Genomic DNA, 19,212 nt, shown 5'->3' on the forward strand with positions numbered 1-19,212 from the left:
TTAACCAGTCTCAGCATGAATATTAAAGCCATCAGCTATTCTAAAAAAGTTCTAGTCGGTTTTTTACCCATTATTTTATGTATGAGTTGTAGTAATGGTCAGTCTGCAGCACAGACGAATTCAGATACTGAAGGGTTTCTGAAAAAATTGAATCCACAGCATCAATTTAAGGTGCATGGCTGTGCAATTAATTATAACGGCACAGATCTCTATATGAGTTCTACTGTAGACCCTTGGCTCAAAGCATTGGGAAAAAATTATAGAAAAGTAGACAGTACAGATGGAGCTAATTTAACCAATTTATATATCTATGATGATATAGGCGTTCGCTTGGTTGAGAGAAAAAATGACAAGCAAATTGATAGTTTTCGTTTTCGTTTAGAACGTCCAGCACATGATATTAAAAAAGAAACCAATGCCGAAATAGAAGCAGAATTGAAGAAACCTGATACGGAGCAAGTAAGAAGTATCTTTAAGGATGCGATTGATGTAGAAGGTGTACTTGTCGGTGCATACCCCATGCATGATGAAATTAGAAGTAAATTCCATTCAAAAACGAGGGTTAGCTACAATCTTAAGGCGGATTGTAATGAGAATCAAAAAGGTGACGTATTTGGAATTGAGTTAAGTACCAGTTTTAATGATCCTGAAGTGATTGATCATCTGTATTTTTATAATTTTTTTGATTCGATGAGTGAAGAGCAAAAAAAGGCTCTAGGACGTAGAACTGATGAGAATGGTAGAGAAATTTGTGGTGATTATATGGATGTAAAAACTATGAAAATTGTTCCAAGTTACTGTACGTCAGAGGAGTTGGAGGAGGAAAGGAAAAATGTTCATAAATAGCTCTTTCCCAATAAATTATTTGTGTAAAAGAGGGCGAACAATTTAGTAAACTTATTTGGCTGTAAAAAGTTATGAATTATCCTAAAAAGGTTTTATTAAGTTTTTTACCCATGATTTTATGTATGGGCTGTAGTAATGGTCAGTCAACGGCACAATCAAGTGTGGATACTGAGGGATTTATCAAGAAATTAAACTCACAACATCGGTTTAAGGTCCATGGCTGTGCAATTAATTATAACGGCACAGATCTCTATCTGAATTCTACTGTAGACCCTTGGCTCAAAGCATTGGGAAAAAATTATAGAAAAGTGGACAGTACAGATGGAGCTAATCTAACCAATTTATATATCTATGATGAGATTGGCGTTCGCTTGGTTGAGAGAAAAAATGATAAGCAAATTGATAGTTTTCGTTTCCGTTTAGAAAGACCAGAGCACGATATAAAGAAAGAAACAGATGCAGAAATTGAAGAAGAGCTAAAGAAACCTGATACGGAGCAAGTAAGAAGTATCTTTAAGGATGCGATTGATGTAGATGGCGTACTTGTCGGTGCTTATCCCATGTATGATGAAGTTAGAAATAAATTTCATGCAAAAACACGGGTGAGCTATAACCTCACGATTGGCTGCGAAAATGATCAAAAAGGTGAGCCATTTGGAATTGAGTTAAGTACCAGTTTTAATGATCCAGAAGTGATTGATCATCTGTATTTTTATAATTATTTTGATTCTATCAGTGATGATGAGAAAGCGAGACAGCATAAAGCATTCTGTGAAGGCCCTGATCGCGATCATCCTATTTTAGGCGGCGGTTGTGACGACTATCCTGTGAAAAAATAACTGTATTGAATATGAATAAATTTAATATTTTTGGAATTCTGCTTATCAGCTTTGTATGTATCAGTTGCAGTAATGACCAGTCAGCAGGGCAACCAAGTGCTGATACAGAAGGATTTATCAAGAAATTAAACCAGAAGCATCAATTTAAGGTGCATGGCTGTGCAATTAATTATAACGGCACAGATCTCTATCTGAATTCTACTGTAGACCCTTGGCTCAAAGCATTAGGAAAAAATTATAGAAAAGTGGACAGTACAGATGGAGCTAATTTAACCAATTTATATATCTATGATGAGATTGGCGTTCGCTTGGTTGAGAGAAAAAATGATAAGCAAATTGATAGTTTTCGATTTCGTTTAGAACGTCCAGCACATGATATTAAAAAAGAAACCGATGAAGAAATTGAAGAAGAACTGAAGAAACCAGATACCGAACAAGTGAGAAGCATCTTTAAAGATGCGATTGATGTAGAGGGTGTACTTGTCGGTGCTTATCCCATGCATGATGAAATTAGAAGTAAATTCCATTCCAAAACACGTGTGAGCTACAACCTTACGGCAGATTGTAATGAAAATCAAAAAGGTGAGCCATTTGGAATTGAGTTAAGTACCAGTTTTAATGATCCAGAAGTGATTGATCATCTGTATTTTTATAATTACTTAGATTCGATGAGTGAAGAGCAAAAAAAACAATTATATAGAAGAAAAGATGAAACTGGTAAGGAGGTATGCGACGAATATTTTGATGTAAAAGCTATGAAGGTTGTCCCAAGATACTGCACAGAAAAGGAGTTGGAAGAGGAAAATAAGTAAACTTCTTTTTTCTTAGTAGTCGTAATGTTGAGGATGATTTTTAATGAAATACAAATTGATTTTAATTGTTTTGGTTATTTTTGCGCTGCAAGGCTGTGGCAAGAAATATAAGATTACACCTGAAAATTTAGATGTAGCCCATGTTAATCAATTTTATCATCAGGTCATCAATATTTCTGGTGGAAAAGTTATTGATAAGCATAAGCCATTAAATACAGATATCCCAAAGGATCTAGGAGTCGAGGTTCGACCTGTTGATGATTTAGATGGATATAATAGAATAGAAATTAAGGGAACTCCAAAGTATAAAGGTACCTTTACAGTTCATATCTCAGCTGGGTTTTACGCTGGCGGGGACGCTGAAATAGACAAAAAATACACTTTTATAGTTCAAGAGTAATTGAATAATCGTAGTTTAAGGGTTTGGTATGAATTTCACATTTATCTTTACTCTATGTTTCGCTTTAATGGGATGTAGTCGAAATTATCAAGTACAACCTAGTGAATTACCAATCGCTCATATGAATAAAAATTATAGTCAGGATATTACGATTACAGGTGGAAGAGTTATAGAAAGAAGTTTTGAGATAAAAACAAACTTTCCAAGTGATATGGGGGTTGAAGTAAAGCCGATTAATACAAATGATATAAGTGCGTATAATAAATTAAGGGTAGAAGGAGTACCAAAATATAAAGGAGCCTACGATATCAGTATTTCTGTGGGTTTTTATGGGGCGGGGGATGATGAGTTGAGTAAAACCTACAAATTTGTTGTGAATTAAATGTTTGGACACTAACTTTCTAAATTATAAAAAAGCAGAGCCGAAGCTCTGCGTTTTAAGTCAATCAGTTTTAGATTTTGCTGATCAAGTCATTGATTTGTTTTGCTTGTTCAGCTGCATTACCCGTATAGGTTGCAGGTGTTAACTCAGCTAGGCGAGCACGCTCATCAGCTGGTACTTGTGCAAGTTCATCACCATTGACGAAGTTCACCATCATCTCACGTGTCATTGCTTGACCACGAGTAAGTGCCTTTAATTTTTCGTATGGCTTTTCAACATTGTAGCGACGCATAACAGTTTGGATCGGCTCTGCAAGAACTTCTTGTGCTTGATTTAAATCTTCGTCTAAACGTGCAGCATTCAGTTCAAGTTTACCAACGCCTTTTAAGCAGGCATCAAAAGCAATTAAGCTTTGGGCAAAACCAACACCCATATTTCGTAATACGGTTGAGTCAGTTAAGTCACGTTGCCAGCGCGAAACAGGCAGCTTTTCACCTAAGTGACCTAAAACAGCATTGGCAATACCCAAGTTGCCTTCTGAGTTTTCAAAGTCAATTGGGTTGACTTTGTGTGGCATGGTTGAAGAGCCAACCTCACCATCTTTTAATTTTTGTTTGAAGTAACCGAGCGAGATATAACCCCAAACATCACGGTTAAAGTCGATCAAGATGGTGTTGTAACGGCGTAGAGCATCAAATAACTCAGCCATATAGTCATGTGGCTCGATTTGTGTGGTATACGGGTTGAAGCTTAGGCCTAAAGACTCAACGAATGCTTGTGCATGTGCAGCCCAGTCAATTTCAGGGTAAGCAGAAAGGTGAGCATTATAGTTACCGACAGCACCATTGATCTTGCCGAGTAATTCAACATTTTCAAATTGCTTGATTTGGCGCGCTAAACGATAAGCAACGTTTGCCATCTCTTTACCCAACGTGGTAGGGCTTGCCGTTTGACCATGTGTACGAGACAACATCGGTTGTTCAGCATGCGTTGTTGCCAAAGCAGAAATCGCATTGAGAAGTTGCTTCATACTTGCAACTAAAACTTCACGACCATTTTTCAACATTAGCGCATGAGACAAGTTGTTGATGTCTTCAGAAGTACATGCAAAGTGAATGAATTCGCCTGCATTTTGTAATTCATCAATATTGGCAATTTTTTCTTTAAGGAAATATTCAACCGCTTTTACATCGTGGTTCGTAGTGCGTTCAATTTCTTTAATGCGATTCGCATCTTCTTCTGAGAAGTTTGAAACGATTGCATCTAAAGCTGCATTGGTTTCATTTGAAAACGGCGCAACTTCAATAATTTCTGCACGATTTGCAAGTGCTTGTAACCAACGCACTTCAACCGTGACACGAGCGTGGATTAAACCAAACTCAGACAAAAAAGGGCGTAGGGCATCGCATTTGCTAGCGTAACGTCCATCAAGTGGCGAGAGTGCGGTTAAAGCATTCATACAGATTCCTTAATTTTGGAATAAACATAAAAATAAATTCGTTGTAGCATTGGTCTATACCACCTGATACTGCAAACGAGCGAGAGCTTGAATATCTTGCAATAATTTGCGTTTACTAAAGATCATACTCCATGAGCTGCCACCGAGCTGCTTCCATAAATGTGCAAGTTGTAAGCCTGTAAAGAGGCATGCACGAATACGGTTGGTATGATTGATATCTTTAAATGCTTCCGCATTGCCACGCACTAAAATACGTGGATTGATCTGTCCAGCAGTTTCTACATAGGTCTGTGCGAGATTGGCAATGATGCTTGGGTGCAGATAGTTATTATCGAAAAATGAGAGTTGCTTTAAGATTTTTTGTTGTGCTGTTTCGATGATTTTGACGTATTCGGGATTGCTGTAGACTTTCTTTTCCAGTTGCAATAAAGCCATTGCATAGGACATTGGCAGTTTAGCCGTAGACATTTTTGGAACACGGGATTTGGGCGCGGTATTAAAAGGCTGAGTAATACAGCCTTCTAATGTTTTTAAGCCGAGTGAAATATCAGCAAGTTGATTAAAGAAATCTAGGGTTTGCGTAGCATTGTTGGCAGTCGGTCTAATATTTAGGCTGGCTTTGATCAATAGCTCAAAATAAAAATTACCACTATCACCAATGCTTTGCTGGCCAGCCATTGCAGTCATATGTGTTAACTGAGTTGCCTGAAAGACCGCAGCCAATGCCAGAGCACGGTTCTGTCTAACATTCAACGCTTGAGTGTGCTGAAAGGGTAACTCGACCATGCTTCGCTTCCAATTTCCTTAAATAAAATCTGGTTCAGGTGCATTGGTATGGTGAATCACACCACCGCCTAAGCAAACCTCTCCGGAGTAGAACACCACGCTTTGTCCTGGAGTCACAGCGCGTTGCGGCTCATCAAACTCAACCCGAATGCCATGTTCAGTCTGTTCATCGCGATAAATTGTACACGCTTGATCTGGCTGACGATAACGGGTTTTCGCTGTGCAGCGGAATCCAGACGATGGAATGTCCTGTTCACCTGCAACCCAATCAATCGACTCGCTCCAAAGCTGTGTACTTTGCATCAATGGATGTTCATGTCCTTGACCAATCACTAGTCGGTTATTGGCAATATCTTTATGGAGTACGAACCATGCACCTTCTTGTACACCTTTCATACCACCGATACCGATACCACCGCGCTGACCCAGCGTATAGTACATCAAGCCATGATGTTCACCAACTTCTTTACCTGATTCCAAAACAATTTTTCCAGCTTGTGCAGGTAAGTATTGTTTTAGGAAGTCAGTAAAGCGACGCTCACCAATAAAACAGATACCAGTGGAGTCTTTTTTCTTGGCTGTTGCTAAATCCAGTTGCTCTGCAATGCGACGCACTTCGGGTTTTTCAATTTCACCCACAGGGAACAAGGTCTTGTTAATTTCTCGACCATGAACCGCATGTAAGAAATAGGTTTGATCTTTATTATTATCGACACCACGGAGCAATGGGGCATAGCTTTCGCCACGTGAATTTTGTAGGCTCGCACCACGACGTGCATAGTGACCTGTGGCAATAAAGTCTGCACCCAAGGTCATGGCATGATCGAGGAAAGCTCGGAATTTAATTTCTTTATTACACAGGATATCTGGGTTTGGGGTGCGGCCAGCAGCATATTCAGCCAAGAAGTGTTCAAAAACACGATCCCAGTATTCCATGGCAAAATTGGCGGTGTGCAGCTTGATACCAATCTTATCAGCAACCGCTTGTGCATCTGCTAGGTCTTCTAATGCTGTGCAGTAATCCGTACCATCATCTTCTTCCCAGTTTTTCATGAAAAGACCTTCAACTTGATATCCTTGTTGAAGTAATAATGCGGCAGAAACGGAGGAGTCTACACCACCAGACATACCGACGATGACACGTTGTTGCATCTAATTAAGCGTCCAAATGAGAAGTTAATGAGGGAGAAAAAGGGTGCTCATAAATAAGCGATAAAGGATATTTTTTGCCAGCCAAGGCATCTTTAACAGCTTTTAAAACCAATGGGCTACGCGCTCGTGCGGATTCTTGTAGCTCATCCAAGTTCATCCATACTGCAGCGACAATGCCTGTATCCAGTTGTGCATTTTCTTCAACTGCCGTGACATGGGCCAAGAAGCAAAAACGGTAGTAGGTGCGATCAGGAAACATCGGCGGTGTATAGGTGTAAATCCCAAGCAGATGATCAATTTCGACATGATGACCTGTTTCTTCTAAGGTCTCACGAATGGCTGCTTCGATAATGGTTTCACCACATTCGACATGACCTGCTGGTTGATTAAACACGGTATGTACAAAGCCTTCGCTGTGTTCTTCAACAAACAGAAAACGTCCGTCTTTTTCGACTACAGTGGCGACTGTGACATGAGGTGTCCAAGCGGTCATAGAAAGCACCAAGGTTTTAAAAAACGTATTCTACAAAATTTGACTGTTTTTGGCTACATAGGAAGGTTAATTCGCTAAAGTAGAAGAAAAATATTTGCTGCCATTGGTGAGTATTTGTTGTGTTGAAAATCGAAAAGGAATTGCTTCAAAAAAACAGAATGTGCTAGTGTGTTTTTTGACCGCAAGGTAAAAATAATAATCCCCGCCAAGAAAAGTCATATTTGTGATGGCCTTTCAATGATTTAGAACTAGAACAGATAATTAATTAGATTCATATCCATCACACGGAGTTGAAGTCATATGCAACATATTAAAATTAAACCTGGTGTCGCTTTAGCAGAACAAGCAGAGATTGGCCATAATCGCTGGCATCCAGATATTCCATTTTTAACATCAGTGAAACCAGGCGAAGAAATTCTGATTGAAAGTCTGGATTTTCTAGACGCTCAAATTAAAGATACCGATGATGTTTCTGATGTAAAACATGTTGATCTCACGCGAGCACATCCTTTGACAGGCCCTTTTTATGTCGAGGGTGCTGAGCCAGGGGATTTATTGGTGATCGATCTACTGGATATACAGCCAATCTCTTCGGTTGGTTTTTCTGGGGTCTTTGCCAAAGAAAATGGCGGTGGGTTTTTAGCTGATTATTTTCCTGAAGCAGATAAGGCGATTTGGGATTTAAAAGGATTATTTGCAACCTCGCGTCATATTCCTGGTGTACGTATCGCAGGTTTAAAACATCCCGGATTAATGGGAACGCTTCCTTCACATGAACTGTTAAAAGAATGGAATCGTCGAGAAGCGTTATTGGTACCTAAGGGACAGGCTAATCCACCCGATCCAAGAACTGCAGTATTACGCGGCGTGACGGGGGCTGAGTTTGATCGGATGGCTGCTGAGGCAGCACGTACAGTGCCACCACGTGAGCATGGTGGTAATACCGATATTAAAGATCTTGCTGCGGGCAGTCGTATTTATTTTCCTGTGTATCAGAAAGGTGCTGGCTTTTCGATGGGTGATTTACACTTTTCACAGGGTGATGGTGAAATTGGCTTCTGCGGTGCGATTGAAATGGACGGAGTAACTCGTGTTGGTTTTGATCTGATTAAAGGCGGAATGGAAAAATATAATATTGATTCACCGATCTTTGTTCCAAGTAATGTCAGACCAGCTTACGATCAGTGGTTAACCTTTGAAGGCATCAGTGTTGAAAATGGGGTAAATCATTATCTGGATGCGACGGTTGCCTATCGCCAAGCCTGTTTAAAAGCGATTAAATATCTTGAGAATTTTGGATTTACGGGATCTCAAGCCTATATGTTGCTGACTGCGGCACCTGTTGAAGGGCGTATCGGTGGCATTGTGGATATTCCAAATTGTGCATGCACAATTTCTCTACCAACCTCTATCTTTGAGAAGAATATTTTGCCGCAAGGTGCCTTAAACGAGAATAAGTTTTGGGGACATCGTTAGTAATATTAATACCAGCGTATAAGAAGGATTTTAAGATGCCACTGTATGATTTTAGATGTGAACATTGTGAAGGGATTTTCGAGCAGAATGTCCCGATGGTCAGTATTGCAAGGGATAATACTTCTTGCCCATATTGTCAGCAATCCATGTTATTAAAACCGATGATTACAGGGCATCAAAAGGTCTCAGTCAAAAATAAATGGCGACCTTCATCCAGTGCCGAGCAATTGGCTGGTCCATTGGTTGAAGGGCCTGGAACACATAAAAAAAGTGCTCGGACATCGGTATTGCATAATTGCCGAGGCGTGAATTGTTCTTTATGTGAGCTTTGAGCTTCTACACTTTAAAAGTAGGAGAGATGTGCCATTTTGTAAGAGTAGGGCAATTGTGATCATGCAGCATAAAAATGATATTCCAAATTTTTATAGTTCTTGATTGAGTTGTTTATAAAATGAAATAGTGACCCAATAATTTTCATCAATCGTAATAATCTTTCTATCTACATTCTCAATATCTTTCCCTTCCTTAGTCCACAAAAAAGGGAAAAAAGAAAAACATTGATCACCTTGTAGTTGTTGGAGATCAACAGCCCAAGTTTTCCACCTCAATGAATCATAAAATTGATTAATATCTCCACTGAATCCCCATGCTAAGAAGTGTGAATAATCAACTTCTAAATTTTCCCACTCTAATGTATCTGGAGAAAAATAATAGATATCGCCAATATTTACTCCTAATCCACCATTATTTATCGCAAAAAAACCGCCTATGACATCATCTGCTATAAGGAGATATGATGGTGGTTCATCTAAGTGAAGAATCGTTTTTCCTTGATTCCATTCGATTAGCCCACGATTAAGTTTTTCATTACCAGACCCTAGAATTCGTAACGAACCATGATCAATTAATATGCCACCTGTTTCATAGATAATCGCTCCAATTCTTGAGTGTGTCGTTATTTGTGAGTTAAGTAACTCGTTATTAGCACGGGTTGAATCTTTAGTTAATATTTCATAATGGTTGCTAGCATTTTTTAGCTCTTCTTTTATTCTATTCCAACCTGTTTCTTCTATATCCAATAATTCATTTAGGGTTTTCATTATTATTTATTCCTTAAACAATCTGAGGGAATAACGAAGCTAGGCTTCGCTATTCTTATAATTATCCTTCACTTTCACATAGTGACGTGCTGAGTAAGGTAAAAATTCCATTTCTTTTTCAGTCAATGCACGAACTTGCTGTACTGGACTGCCGACATAGAGATAACCACTTTTTAACACTTTACGTGGTGGCACCAGACTACCAGCACCAATCATCACATCATCTTCAATAATCACGTCATCTAACACCACGGTATTAATTCCGATTAAGACGCGATTACCAATGCTACAGCCATGTAAAGTCACATGATGCCCAACCGTCACATCTTCGCCAATGACCAGTGGCGAACCATTCGGTTTAGATTGATTCTTATGGCTAACATGTAACATACAGTGATCTTGCACATTGCTGTTTTTGCCAATTTGAATTGAGTTTACATCACCACGAATCACGGCAAAAGGCCAGACCGAAACATTCTCTGCGAGCTGGACATCACCAATGACCACTGACATGTCATCAATGTAGCAGCTTGAATCAACCTTAGGTTTTTGGTCTAAATAAGGACGGATGTTCTTTGGCATAAGGGCTTTCGATAGAATAATTTAAAGGAATTATAAAATAAAAAAGCATCCATGCCCAAGGGCATGAATGCTTAATCGTAGTCTTCTAAAACTTAGAATAAGTTGCTGAAGAACATTTTGATATGGTCAATCATACGTGCAAAGAAGCCAGCTTCTTCAACAGGTTTTAACGCCACAAGTGGTTTTTCAGCAATCACTTTGCCATCAAGACTCGCGACTAATTTACCGACCACTTGGCCTTTGGCTAAAGGTGCATTCAGTTTAGGTTGAACCACAAGCTGAGTTTTGATCTTGTCTGCTTGACCCTTAGGCATGGTCACATTGAAGTTTTCAGCTAGGCCAATTTGAACTTCGTCTTGTTTACCAAACCAGACTTTTGCTTTAGCAAGAACTTGGTTGGCTGGTTGAACGTTTGCAGTTTCAAAGTTGGCAAAACCCCAAGCCAATAAGGTACGTGTTTGGCTGGCACGTTCATTCATGCTTGGTGTACCAAAGATCACCGAGATCAAGCGCATTGGACCGCGTTTACTTGATGTGGTTAAGCAGAAACCTGCTTCATTGGTATGACCTGTTTTTAAGCCATCAACACTTGGGTCAGTATAAAGCAGGGCATTACGGTTACCTTGCTTAATCCCGTTGAAAGTAAATTCTTTTTCAGAATAGATTGGGTAGTATTTCGAGCTGTCTTTAATAATATGTTGAGCAAGAATTGCCATATCTTTTGCAGTTGAGTAATGACCATCGGCTGGCATACCTGTTGAGTTGATGAAATGTGTATTCACCATACCCACACGTTTTGCTTCTTGGTTCATCATGTGGGCAAAAGTACCTTCGTTGCCCGCAATGTGTTCAGCCATTGCTTTAGATGCATCATTACCTGATTGGATGATAATACCACGTAACATTTCTAACACAGTTGCCGTGCCATTTAATGGAACGTACATACATGATTCAGAGCTGCTACCACGACACCACGCCGATTCATTCATGCGTACTTGTTCGTTTTCAGTCAATTCACCCTTTAAAAGTTTCTGTTCAATGATGTAGCTTGTCATCATTTTTGTCATTGAAGCAGGTGCAAGTTTTTCATTTTCGTTTTTGGCAGCGAGAATCTGTCCTGTCTCGTAATCTATGAGTACGTAGGATTTATTATTTAATTCTGGTGGGGCAGATAGGACAGTTGCTGCATATGAAAAGCTTGGCAAAAGGAGTAATGCAGCAAGAGCGCTTTTTTGAGTCATTCTAGGTGGTTCCAATATCTTGTATGAAGCAGACGAGCTTAGCATTTTAGGACAAAGCAAAGCCGACTTCTACGGGGGAAGTCGGCTTTTTCATACAGTATTGTAACCTGAAGCTTAATTGGTCGGATTATTTCGAATAATAATTACGAACATCATCGCAAATTTGACGATTGTCATTGTCAGAAGCCGCTTTTGCATCTGCACGTGCTTCTTTTAATGCCTCTTGGAAGTCCTTACCTTTGACTCGTTTATTGAGGGTTTCAACGGCATTACCATCGTTGTTTAAATAAGCTTTGACGAGATTGTCATAGGCTTTATTAAATTTTAAATCTTTGCCGATTAAGCTTGGGCAAATTTCAGAAAGCACATAGATCGCCGCAAGTTCTTGTTTGGTCACGCTATCAGAAGTTGGCGTAACTTCAATTTTTTCTGCTTCAGCGGCTTTTTTATCTGCTGCAAAGGCTGTAGGAGCTAAAGCGCTCGAAGCGATGAGCAATGATAAACCTAGTGTTTTAAAAACATTTTTCTTCATAAGAAATCAAACTCAAAAACAAGACTTAAAGAATTTGAATAACTTATAGCATAAATGCATGTTAAAAAATGTATGTTTGCTGTAGGAAGCGTGGAGAAAATGTGGCGTTAAATTTTCAGAATATTAAGTACCCTCACTATATCGACAACATGAGCTGCAACTAGACATCGCCATTTGTACATTATGTGCTTAAAAATTATACTATTTGAAATGAATGTATCTATTCGGCGATAGGAATGGATGAAGCTGCAACGCCCTCAAGGGAAGTGCGCAAAGTAAATAAAATAATAAATCTGTATAGAACAGGAGCAATAAGATGAAGACAAAATTCACAGGCGGCGTCGATATCGCGCTTAAACTTCCACCACATCAATTTGAAGCCACCGTTGCATTTTATCGTGACGTGATTGGGCTTAAACAAATTACAGAAAAACTGCCTGATATCGGTTTTGAACTTGGACCTGTTAAATTATGGATCGCTGCGGCGCCAGAAATGAGTCAAGCAGAGTTATGGCTTGAATTGTTTACTGATAACTTTCCTGAAGCGGCTGAATATTTGAAAGCCGCAGGCGTGGTTCGTTGCGATGCAATTGAACCCTTAGCAGAGGGATTTCGAGGAGGGTGGATTAGCAGTCCGGCCAACATTATTCATATGGTTCGTGAACCAGATGCATGGTAAGCATGATTCGAGCAACATCAATATTTTTGATGAATGAGATAGAGTGATGTGGTTTTAAATCATTTAATTGTTAAAACCACATCAGATTTTTAAAAGTAATTAACCTTCAAAGTTAAGAACTTCATCACAAACTGATTTTTGTTCAGCTTTATCCACTTCTGATGCTGCTTCACGAGCATCTTTCAGTAAATTTTTAAATTCAGCATCGTTCTGCAAGCTGTCTAAAGATGCGGATTTGTCAGAATAATTGCTGAGATATGAACCCACCATTTTTTTGATGTTCTGGTCAAATTTTGCATTCTTGCCAATCAGGTTTGGACACATTTCAATAAGCACTTGGGCATTGGCAATGTCATCTTTGATTAACGCATCTGCTTCTTTCACTGAAACCGCTTCATCAGCAAAAACGGCAGGTGCTGCTAAAAGTGTGAAACTCACCCCGAAAATTCGAATAAAATTAGATAAATGTCTCATGGCTGTATAAATTTCTAATACTATGAAAACCTAAATATATATAATTCAAGGAATAATTCAATTGAAAAAACTGTCGAGTAAGTTGAACTCAGTTGACTCTACAATGACATTGCTGGCCAAGAATCGTATTGAAACTATGTTCTCAATGATCGCTGAGTATTGAAATCAATTTGCACGATGTTGGTCGTTCGGCAATGTTTAGAATTGGCGCAAATCTTAGCATGAAACTTGACAAAGGCTGTATCATTGCCTAGGTTTCATGCCAGATTTAAATTATGTTGGCCTAAACGCAAGGGATGACTGAAATGTCAGTTGTCCTCAAATAGAGAATAGATTCTAGTGAATATTTTGATCGCAAATGATGATGGTGTATTTGCACCTGGACTACAAGCTTTAGCACAAGCATTAAAACCTTTGGGCCGTGTCGTCGTCGTTGCGCCAGAAAGTGAACGGAGTGGTTATTCCAGTGCTTTGACTTTGGATCGTCCTTTACGACCAATACAAATTTCTGAAGACGTGTGGGCAGTCAATGGAACGCCTGCTGACTGTGTTTATTTATCCATGAATGGGCTATTCGATTTTGAGTTTGACCTGGTGGTGAGCGGGATCAACAGTGGTGCGAATCTGGGTGATGATGTGCTTTATTCAGGCACTGTAGGCGCAGCTTTTGAAGGGCGGTTGATGAAACACCCAGCAATTGCCGTTTCTTTGGCGGGCTCAAATGTACGTTCTTATGAACATCCACAGCACTATGCTGTTGCGGCACAATGGGTACATGATTTTATCGCCAAAGGTCTTCCTGTATTGCCACCACGTCATATCTTTAATATTAACATTCCAGACATTGAACAGATTAAGGGTGCGCAGGTAACCTATCAGGGGCGCCGTGCTCAATCTAAGCCTATTAGTAGTCATGTTGACCCGCGTGGTCGTCAGGTGTACTGGATTGGGTTGGCTGGAGAGGCGATTACTGATCCACAAGCGGTATCAAGTGATATTCAGTCTGATTTCTTTGCGGTTTCGAACGGTTATGTCAGCATTACTCCGATTCAGATGGATGCAACTAACTATGCGGTGCTTGAAAATTTGCATGCTCATGTAAATGGTTAGGCGTATGAATGTTATAACTTTGTGAATATAGAATGTGAGAGCTCGTTTTTTCTCACTTTTTTGATACTCTTAGGCGCAAATGTAATAATGAATTAAGGTTTTTTTCGATGAGGGCGAAGATGCACTTAAACCATGTCTCGGTTTTTCTATCACAGAAGATGATTAAAACAATCGTTTTGTCTATGGCGGTTGCGACAGTGGCAGTTATGACAGGTTGTGCATCTAAACCGCAAGTAAATGGTGGGGCTCGCCATGCGCAAGCACCTAACTATTACACCGTTCGTTCGGGTGATACTTTAAGTGCGATCTCAAACCGTTATGGCTTGAACTATCTAGATGTTGCTGCATTGAATGGTATTGCGCCGCCGTATCGAATTTATGTCAATCAGTCTTTGCGTCTTAAAGGCTCTGTGGCGCAGCGTACAACTTCTACGCAAGCCATGACACAAACGACACCAATTCAGCGTCAAAGTATTAACTTACCGACTCAGCAGCCTGTTGCTCCAAAAACACAGCCTGTCGTGCCGAGACCAATTGCTCCAGTTGTACCGGTGAATCCATCTACGACCTTGGCCTCAAGTTTACGCTGGGTGAAACCATCGAATGGACCAATTATTCAAAGCTATAATATGGCAAGTAATGTAAAAGGAACGCGTTACGGCGGTAATGAGGGCGATCCAATTTTTGCAGCAGCGAATGGTCAAGTGGTCTATGCAGCAGATGGTTTAAAAGAGTACGGCAATCTAGTTTTGGTTAAACATATTGATGGCTATATCACTGCTTATGCACATAACAGCAAAATGCTAGTGAAGAGTGGCGATACGGTAACGGCTGGACAGAAAATTGCAGAGATGGGTTCTTCAGGTGCTTCACGTGTCATGATGGAGTTTCAAGTCCGTTTAGATGGAAAACCTGTGAATCCTGTCACAGTTTTACCAAATTAACCTTAAGATTATTAACAATATTTCAATTATTTATTAATAATCCTCTAGTGCGTAAATAGACTTCCTTGTATACTGAAATGAGATTGCTTTCATTAGAACAATAAGCATATTAATAAATTAAGGTAAGAGGGAAGTCTATGCTAGATCAATTGCGTGCAATGGGGGTTTTCGCCTGTGTTGTGGAAAGAAGCTCGTTTAGCGGTGCTGCTAGAGAGTTAGGAATTACGACCAGTGCAGTCAGTCAACAAATCCGTTCTTTAGAACAAGAAATGGATGTCACCTTACTTCATCGCTCAACCCGAAAACTCAGTCTGACCGAAGCAGGACAAGCATTCTTTTTAAGTTGCCAAGAAATGCTGGCAGCTGCTGAACGTGGCAAGATTCGAATTAATGAGTTAAGGGATGATCTGGTTGGGGATTTGCGTATTGCGACTACACCCGAATTGGGTGCCTTACATGTCATTCCTGCGCTTTCTCATTGGATGTCTGCGCATAAAGGTTTGGCTATCCATTTTGAAGCGGATCACCGTTATATCGACCTCATTGAAGAACGGATTGATATCGCGATTCGTATGAGTCTAAAAGTTGATGATCATCAACTCTCTGCCGTGCCTTTGGCACGTGTTGACCAAGTCTTGGTGGCTTCACCAAGTTATCTCAATCAAGCTCAGCCAATCACGCGTCCAGAAGATTTGCGCCATCATGAATTGCTACCAATCACCTTGATGCAAAACTATCAGCACTTTGCATTCCGTCATGGAACAAGCGGAGAAGTTGTCAATGTGGATATGAAATCACGTTTAGGCACCAATAATGTCTTTGTTGCAAAATCTCTGTGTCAACAAGGTCATGGTGTCGCACGTATTCTCTATATGGATATCCAAAAAGAATTGGTGAATGGTTCTTTGGTTGAAGTACTACCAGATTGGCAATTGCCAGCCTATACCTTGCATGCTTTAACATCTAAGCGTGAACAGTACCCAATGAAAGTACATCGCTGTATTGATGCGCTGAAGCAATACTTTGCTCAGCTACCTGGTGGGCGTTCCTTGCAGGGCGTAGCCTAATAAAAAAAGCCATGCTCCTTTCAGAGCATGGCTTTTTCTTTACATCTATTTTCGTTTCTTTCTGCCGAGGGATGTTAAGCGCTTCGCTTCAACCGTGGTTTCTTCGATAGTTTTCGCTGTAAGCTCATCTTTCTTGGTCTTTTTGCGTTTTTTCTTTTTCTTTGGCTCATCATCTTCAACTGCTTCGCCGTCTTCAATCGCTTGCCAATACTCAAGTTGTTCCATCACTGCTGCATAAATCGAGTTTTTGCTATAGCGACCTTTTTTGTCAAGTGTGCCGACTGGACGAGCCATTAAGATTTCTAAGGCTTGATCAATGGTATCAATCGCATGAACATGGAATTGGCCTGCTTGTACGGCGTCACTCACATCTTGGCGTAACATCAAATGCTGCATGTTTTGACGCGGAATGATGACCCCTTGTTTGCCAGTTAAGCCTTGTAATTTACAAGCATCGTAGAAACCTTCAATTTTGGCATTGACGCCACCAATCGGCTGTACTTGGCCCAATTGGTTCATCGATCCCGTGATTGCCCAAGACTGATCGATCGGGATTTGACAGATCGCAGAGATCAGCGCTGAAAGTTCTGCAACTGTGGCGCTATCTCCATCGACTTGTCCGTAGCTTTGTTCAAAGGCCAATGCGGCAGAGAAATGTAAGATTTGCTCACGACCAAAATGTGCTTTCAAGAAGCTCGACATCAGTAACACGCCTTTGGCATGCAGGGAACCACCAAGCTCAACACTACGTTCGATATCGAGGATATCTCCGCCACCTTGATACACAGATGCGGTCAGACGAGATGGCAGACCAAACTCAACATCAGCATAATGAATGACAGAGAGGGCGTTGATCTGGCCAAGACGATGTCCTGAGGTCTCAATCAACTGTGTGCCACGAGAAAGATCCTGCCAATACAACTCACGTAAATAGCCTAAGCGGTATTGACGATGATGTAGAGCTTGGTTGACATGTTGATCCGTCACAATCTTATCATCAGCTTTAAACGCGTGATGATGTGCTTCGCGAATTAAATCACCTAAGGTAGATGCATGGAGTGACAATGAGCTTTGGTCTTCAGCTTGGCGACTCGAATCGGTCAATAAGGCTGCAAGTGCAGAACGATCAAACGGAAGGAGTTTGTCGGCTTGCACATAATCAGCAATCAGCTGCATATAGGCCTGCTCATTACTGTCATTACGTTGTAATGTATCAGTGAAGTCAGCACGAATTTTAAAGACGCTGCCCAGCTCTGGTTCGACTTCCAAAATTTCATAATAAATTTCAGGTTCTGCCAATAAAACCACTTTAATATCAAGTGGAACAGAAGCAGGTTCAATCGAAATACTGCCTGTTAAGGTCAGCATATGCTCGAGTGATGAAAGCTTGAGTTGCCCAGATTTTAAGGCACGCTTTAGGCCTTGCCATGCATAAGGTTGTTCAAGTAATTGCTCCGCTTCAAGCATGAGAAAACCGCCATTGGCTTGATGTAAAGAACCTGGGCGAATCAAAGTGAAATCGGTGGTAATGGTGCCATTATGTGTAAGTTGTTCAACATGACCCAATAGGTTGTAGTGCGTTGGGAAGTCTTCAAAAATAACTGGCGCACCACTATTGGGTTTATTGGAAACGATTACGTTGGCTTGATAGCGTGAAGGAACTCGATTGAATAGAGCAGGAGTAAAGTCATCTTCTTCTTGCTCTAAAATCAGCTCAACATTATCAATAATATCTTCAGCATAATGTTTTAAATATAAGTCGAGTCCTTTCACCTCTTTGTTTTTGTTTAAGAGTGACTCAACACGTGGCATGACTACTTGGGTCGCGATATCGCGATTCAAACTTGATACTTGGTCGCGGGCGTCATCTTCTAAATCGCCTAGATGTAGACCCAAGCGCTCAAGCTTTTTCTCCATATAACGCATATTGGTGTTAATTTCAGCACGCTCTTTGCTACTTAGGGCATTCAGATCATTTTGGCTTAACTCGTGATATTCATCGTCGCGTAATTGCATTGGAATAAACACATGCTTGTCATTGCGAGAAACCAATTTTAGATCAAGTCCTTCACCTTCTTTGGTGAGCTCAACTAAAGCTTGTTGTTGCACATCGCCAGTATCCTGACGAATACGTTCAATACGGTTGTGGTAACTTTCTGCGCTAAAGCGGCGCTCGAGTTGTTTTAAAATAATTTGCCACGCTTGTTGTAAGGCATTTTGAAATTTACTGCCTTGTCCCGCAGGGAAGCGTAGTGCAATCGGTTGTCTTGGATTTTTGAAGTTGTTGACGTAGACCCAATCGTTTGGCGTCGGCATAGTTTTAGCGTGCTGCTGGAGTAAACGTTTGATCATGGTACGTTTACCAAGACCTGCTGTGCCGACAGCAAAAATGTTATAGCCTGAGTAAGGGAGTGAAATACCTGCTTCAACAGAAGCGCGCGCTCGGTCTTGCCCCAAAAAATTATTGAGCGGTTTAATTCGTTTAGTTGAACTCGGAATTTCTGCGAGATCTGGAATATGCGTCAGTTGATCGGCACGTAAAGCGGTTTTAATCAGTGTTGCTTGTATTTCCGTCTGCTCAAAGGCACTAGGTAAAGAGTTTATATTTGCGGTGATAGTGTTTGTTGGTGTTAAAGATAAAGTTGTTGCAGTCATCTGATCGAGTTTTTGGGTCACTGTTGCTATCCAACAAATAAACTAAAGTTGAGTAATTAAAGGTATACAGTTTTAGCCCCAAAGATCAAGCGAACTTGTGTTTTTTATCGACAAAACAAAAGAATGATTGCATAAAGCAACTTGCAAGCAAGGGCAAGAAACGATTGAATAAGCACATTCATA

21 protein-coding genes are annotated in these 19,212 nt (G+C 40.4%); 11 read left to right on the top strand and 10 right to left on the bottom strand.

From position 1 onward, the window contains the following. Positions 1 to 15 precede the first annotated feature (15 nt). From V6E90_RS17735 to V6E90_RS17755, 5 genes are all read left to right on the top strand, one after another. Entirely contained in the window at positions 16 to 846 is an 831-nt protein-coding gene (locus V6E90_RS17735) for a DUF7738 domain-containing protein (protein ID WP_332606114.1), read from the top strand. Positions 847 to 917: 71 nt separating this feature from the next. After that, a complete protein-coding gene (locus V6E90_RS17740; RefSeq protein WP_332606064.1) occupies positions 918 to 1,685 on the top strand; it encodes a DUF7738 domain-containing protein in 768 nt (255 codons plus the stop codon). An 11-nt stretch (positions 1,686 to 1,696) separates the two neighbouring features. Further along, positions 1,697 to 2,497 carry a DUF7738 domain-containing protein gene (locus tag V6E90_RS17745; RefSeq protein WP_332606065.1) on the top strand — a complete coding sequence of 267 codons (801 nt, stop codon included), beginning with the start codon at positions 1,697 to 1,699 and terminating at the stop codon, positions 2,495 to 2,497. Positions 2,498 to 2,540: 43 nt separating this feature from the next. Then, positions 2,541 to 2,897: a hypothetical protein gene (locus tag V6E90_RS17750; protein WP_332606066.1), complete on the top strand. Its 357-nt coding sequence runs from the start codon at positions 2,541 to 2,543 to the stop codon at positions 2,895 to 2,897. Positions 2,898 to 2,925: 28 nt separating this feature from the next. Then, complete coding sequence (locus V6E90_RS17755; protein WP_016660552.1) at positions 2,926 to 3,279, top strand: hypothetical protein; 354 nt, start codon at positions 2,926 to 2,928, stop codon at positions 3,277 to 3,279. A 70-nt stretch (positions 3,280 to 3,349) separates the two neighbouring features. Here V6E90_RS17755 and purB read toward each other — a convergent pair whose 3' ends face one another. From purB to V6E90_RS17775, 4 genes are read right to left on the bottom strand one after another with little or no spacing between them, the layout of a single operon-like run. After that, entirely contained in the window at positions 3,350 to 4,738 is a 1,389-nt protein-coding gene (gene purB, locus V6E90_RS17760; protein ID WP_016543126.1) for an adenylosuccinate lyase, read from the bottom strand. Positions 4,739 to 4,792: 54 nt separating this feature from the next. Continuing rightward, the gene (gene hflD, locus V6E90_RS17765; protein ID WP_016543127.1) at positions 4,793 to 5,524 is read right to left on the bottom strand and encodes a high frequency lysogenization protein HflD; all 732 of its coding nucleotides are present in this window, start codon (positions 5,522 to 5,524) and stop codon (positions 4,793 to 4,795) included. Positions 5,525 to 5,542: 18 nt separating this feature from the next. Continuing rightward, a complete protein-coding gene (mnmA, locus tag V6E90_RS17770; RefSeq protein ID WP_332606067.1) occupies positions 5,543 to 6,676 on the bottom strand; it encodes a tRNA 2-thiouridine(34) synthase MnmA in 1,134 nt (377 codons plus the stop codon). Positions 6,677 to 6,680: 4 nt separating this feature from the next. Next, positions 6,681 to 7,169, bottom strand: coding sequence for an NUDIX hydrolase (locus V6E90_RS17775; protein ID WP_043974389.1), 489 nt, complete (start codon positions 7,167 to 7,169; stop codon positions 6,681 to 6,683). A gap of 300 nt (positions 7,170 to 7,469) precedes the next feature. Here V6E90_RS17775 and fmdA point away from each other — a divergent pair, with 300 nt between their 5' ends. Both fmdA and V6E90_RS17785 read left to right on the top strand, forming a co-directional pair. After that, a complete protein-coding gene (fmdA, locus tag V6E90_RS17780) occupies positions 7,470 to 8,645 on the top strand; it encodes a formamidase (RefSeq protein ID WP_016543132.1) in 1,176 nt (391 codons plus the stop codon). Between the two features lie 35 nt (positions 8,646 to 8,680). Next, positions 8,681 to 8,977, top strand: a complete 297-nt coding sequence (locus V6E90_RS17785; RefSeq protein WP_016543133.1) for an FmdB family zinc ribbon protein — start codon at positions 8,681 to 8,683, stop codon at positions 8,975 to 8,977. A gap of 90 nt (positions 8,978 to 9,067) precedes the next feature. Here V6E90_RS17785 and V6E90_RS17790 read toward each other — a convergent pair whose 3' ends face one another. From V6E90_RS17790 to V6E90_RS17805, 4 genes are all read right to left on the bottom strand, one after another. Further along, positions 9,068 to 9,745 carry a DUF2625 domain-containing protein gene (locus tag V6E90_RS17790; protein ID WP_332606068.1) on the bottom strand — a complete coding sequence of 226 codons (678 nt, stop codon included), beginning with the start codon at positions 9,743 to 9,745 and terminating at the stop codon, positions 9,068 to 9,070. A 39-nt stretch (positions 9,746 to 9,784) separates the two neighbouring features. After that, a complete protein-coding gene (locus V6E90_RS17795; RefSeq protein WP_262757052.1) occupies positions 9,785 to 10,327 on the bottom strand; it encodes a gamma carbonic anhydrase family protein in 543 nt (180 codons plus the stop codon). 92 nt (positions 10,328 to 10,419) lie between these two features. Next, entirely contained in the window at positions 10,420 to 11,568 is a 1,149-nt protein-coding gene (gene dacC, locus V6E90_RS17800; protein ID WP_332606069.1) for a D-alanyl-D-alanine carboxypeptidase PBP5/6, read from the bottom strand. 127 nt (positions 11,569 to 11,695) lie between these two features. Then, the gene (locus V6E90_RS17805; protein WP_016543136.1) at positions 11,696 to 12,100 is read right to left on the bottom strand and encodes an MCR_0457 family protein; all 405 of its coding nucleotides are present in this window, start codon (positions 12,098 to 12,100) and stop codon (positions 11,696 to 11,698) included. A 316-nt stretch (positions 12,101 to 12,416) separates the two neighbouring features. Here V6E90_RS17805 and V6E90_RS17810 point away from each other — a divergent pair, with 316 nt between their 5' ends. Continuing rightward, positions 12,417 to 12,779: a VOC family protein gene (locus V6E90_RS17810; RefSeq protein ID WP_016543137.1), complete on the top strand. Its 363-nt coding sequence runs from the start codon at positions 12,417 to 12,419 to the stop codon at positions 12,777 to 12,779. Positions 12,780 to 12,878: 99 nt separating this feature from the next. On the opposite strand, the gene V6E90_RS17815 is transcribed toward V6E90_RS17810, so the two are convergent. Further along, positions 12,879 to 13,253, bottom strand: coding sequence for an MCR_0457 family protein (locus tag V6E90_RS17815; RefSeq protein ID WP_262757055.1), 375 nt, complete (start codon positions 13,251 to 13,253; stop codon positions 12,879 to 12,881). A 339-nt stretch (positions 13,254 to 13,592) separates the two neighbouring features. Between V6E90_RS17815 and surE the strand changes: the two genes are divergently transcribed. From surE to V6E90_RS17830, 3 genes are all read left to right on the top strand, one after another. Then, positions 13,593 to 14,363 carry a 5'/3'-nucleotidase SurE gene (gene surE, locus V6E90_RS17820; protein WP_016163204.1) on the top strand — a complete coding sequence of 257 codons (771 nt, stop codon included), beginning with the start codon at positions 13,593 to 13,595 and terminating at the stop codon, positions 14,361 to 14,363. 119 nt (positions 14,364 to 14,482) lie between these two features. Continuing rightward, positions 14,483 to 15,307, top strand: coding sequence for a peptidoglycan DD-metalloendopeptidase family protein (locus V6E90_RS17825; protein WP_332606070.1), 825 nt, complete (start codon positions 14,483 to 14,485; stop codon positions 15,305 to 15,307). Between the two features lie 137 nt (positions 15,308 to 15,444). Continuing rightward, positions 15,445 to 16,374, top strand: a complete 930-nt coding sequence (locus tag V6E90_RS17830; protein WP_016543140.1) for a LysR family transcriptional regulator — start codon at positions 15,445 to 15,447, stop codon at positions 16,372 to 16,374. A 45-nt stretch (positions 16,375 to 16,419) separates the two neighbouring features. On the opposite strand, the gene V6E90_RS17835 is transcribed toward V6E90_RS17830, so the two are convergent. Then, the gene (locus V6E90_RS17835; RefSeq protein WP_332606071.1) at positions 16,420 to 19,050 is read right to left on the bottom strand and encodes a Lon protease family protein; all 2,631 of its coding nucleotides are present in this window, start codon (positions 19,048 to 19,050) and stop codon (positions 16,420 to 16,422) included. Positions 19,051 to 19,212: the final 162 nt, after the last annotated feature.

This window comes from Acinetobacter sp. ESBL14, assembly GCF_036668815.1.
Lineage (GTDB): Bacteria > Pseudomonadota > Gammaproteobacteria > Pseudomonadales > Moraxellaceae > Acinetobacter > Acinetobacter gyllenbergii.

Bases quoted from the DNA above. Each gene is read 5' to 3' on its own strand.
- V6E90_RS17735 (WP_332606114.1), top strand. From the start codon at position 16: ATGAATATTAAAGCCATCAGCTATTCTAAAAAAGTTCTAGTCGGTTTT.
- V6E90_RS17740 (WP_332606064.1), top strand. From the start codon at position 918: ATGAATTATCCTAAAAAGGTTTTATTAAGTTTTTTACCCATGATTTTA.
- V6E90_RS17745 (WP_332606065.1), top strand. From the start codon at position 1,697: ATGAATAAATTTAATATTTTTGGAATTCTGCTTATCAGCTTTGTATGT.
- V6E90_RS17750 (WP_332606066.1), top strand. From the start codon at position 2,541: ATGAAATACAAATTGATTTTAATTGTTTTGGTTATTTTTGCGCTGCAA.
- V6E90_RS17755 (WP_016660552.1), top strand. From the start codon at position 2,926: ATGAATTTCACATTTATCTTTACTCTATGTTTCGCTTTAATGGGATGT.
- purB (WP_016543126.1), bottom strand. From the start codon at position 4,738: ATGAATGCTTTAACCGCACTCTCGCCACTTGATGGACGTTACGCTAGC.
- hflD (WP_016543127.1), bottom strand. From the start codon at position 5,524: ATGGTCGAGTTACCCTTTCAGCACACTCAAGCGTTGAATGTTAGACAG.
- mnmA (WP_332606067.1), bottom strand. From the start codon at position 6,676: ATGCAACAACGTGTCATCGTCGGTATGTCTGGTGGTGTAGACTCCTCC.
- V6E90_RS17775 (WP_043974389.1), bottom strand. From the start codon at position 7,169: ATGACCGCTTGGACACCTCATGTCACAGTCGCCACTGTAGTCGAAAAA.
- fmdA (WP_016543132.1), top strand. From the start codon at position 7,470: ATGCAACATATTAAAATTAAACCTGGTGTCGCTTTAGCAGAACAAGCA.
- V6E90_RS17785 (WP_016543133.1), top strand. From the start codon at position 8,681: ATGCCACTGTATGATTTTAGATGTGAACATTGTGAAGGGATTTTCGAG.
- V6E90_RS17790 (WP_332606068.1), bottom strand. From the start codon at position 9,745: ATGAAAACCCTAAATGAATTATTGGATATAGAAGAAACAGGTTGGAAT.
- V6E90_RS17795 (WP_262757052.1), bottom strand. From the start codon at position 10,327: ATGCCAAAGAACATCCGTCCTTATTTAGACCAAAAACCTAAGGTTGAT.
- dacC (WP_332606069.1), bottom strand. From the start codon at position 11,568: ATGACTCAAAAAAGCGCTCTTGCTGCATTACTCCTTTTGCCAAGCTTT.
- V6E90_RS17805 (WP_016543136.1), bottom strand. From the start codon at position 12,100: ATGAAGAAAAATGTTTTTAAAACACTAGGTTTATCATTGCTCATCGCT.
- V6E90_RS17810 (WP_016543137.1), top strand. From the start codon at position 12,417: ATGAAGACAAAATTCACAGGCGGCGTCGATATCGCGCTTAAACTTCCA.
- V6E90_RS17815 (WP_262757055.1), bottom strand. From the start codon at position 13,253: ATGAGACATTTATCTAATTTTATTCGAATTTTCGGGGTGAGTTTCACA.
- V6E90_RS17825 (WP_332606070.1), top strand. From the start codon at position 14,483: ATGCACTTAAACCATGTCTCGGTTTTTCTATCACAGAAGATGATTAAA.
- V6E90_RS17830 (WP_016543140.1), top strand. From the start codon at position 15,445: ATGCTAGATCAATTGCGTGCAATGGGGGTTTTCGCCTGTGTTGTGGAA.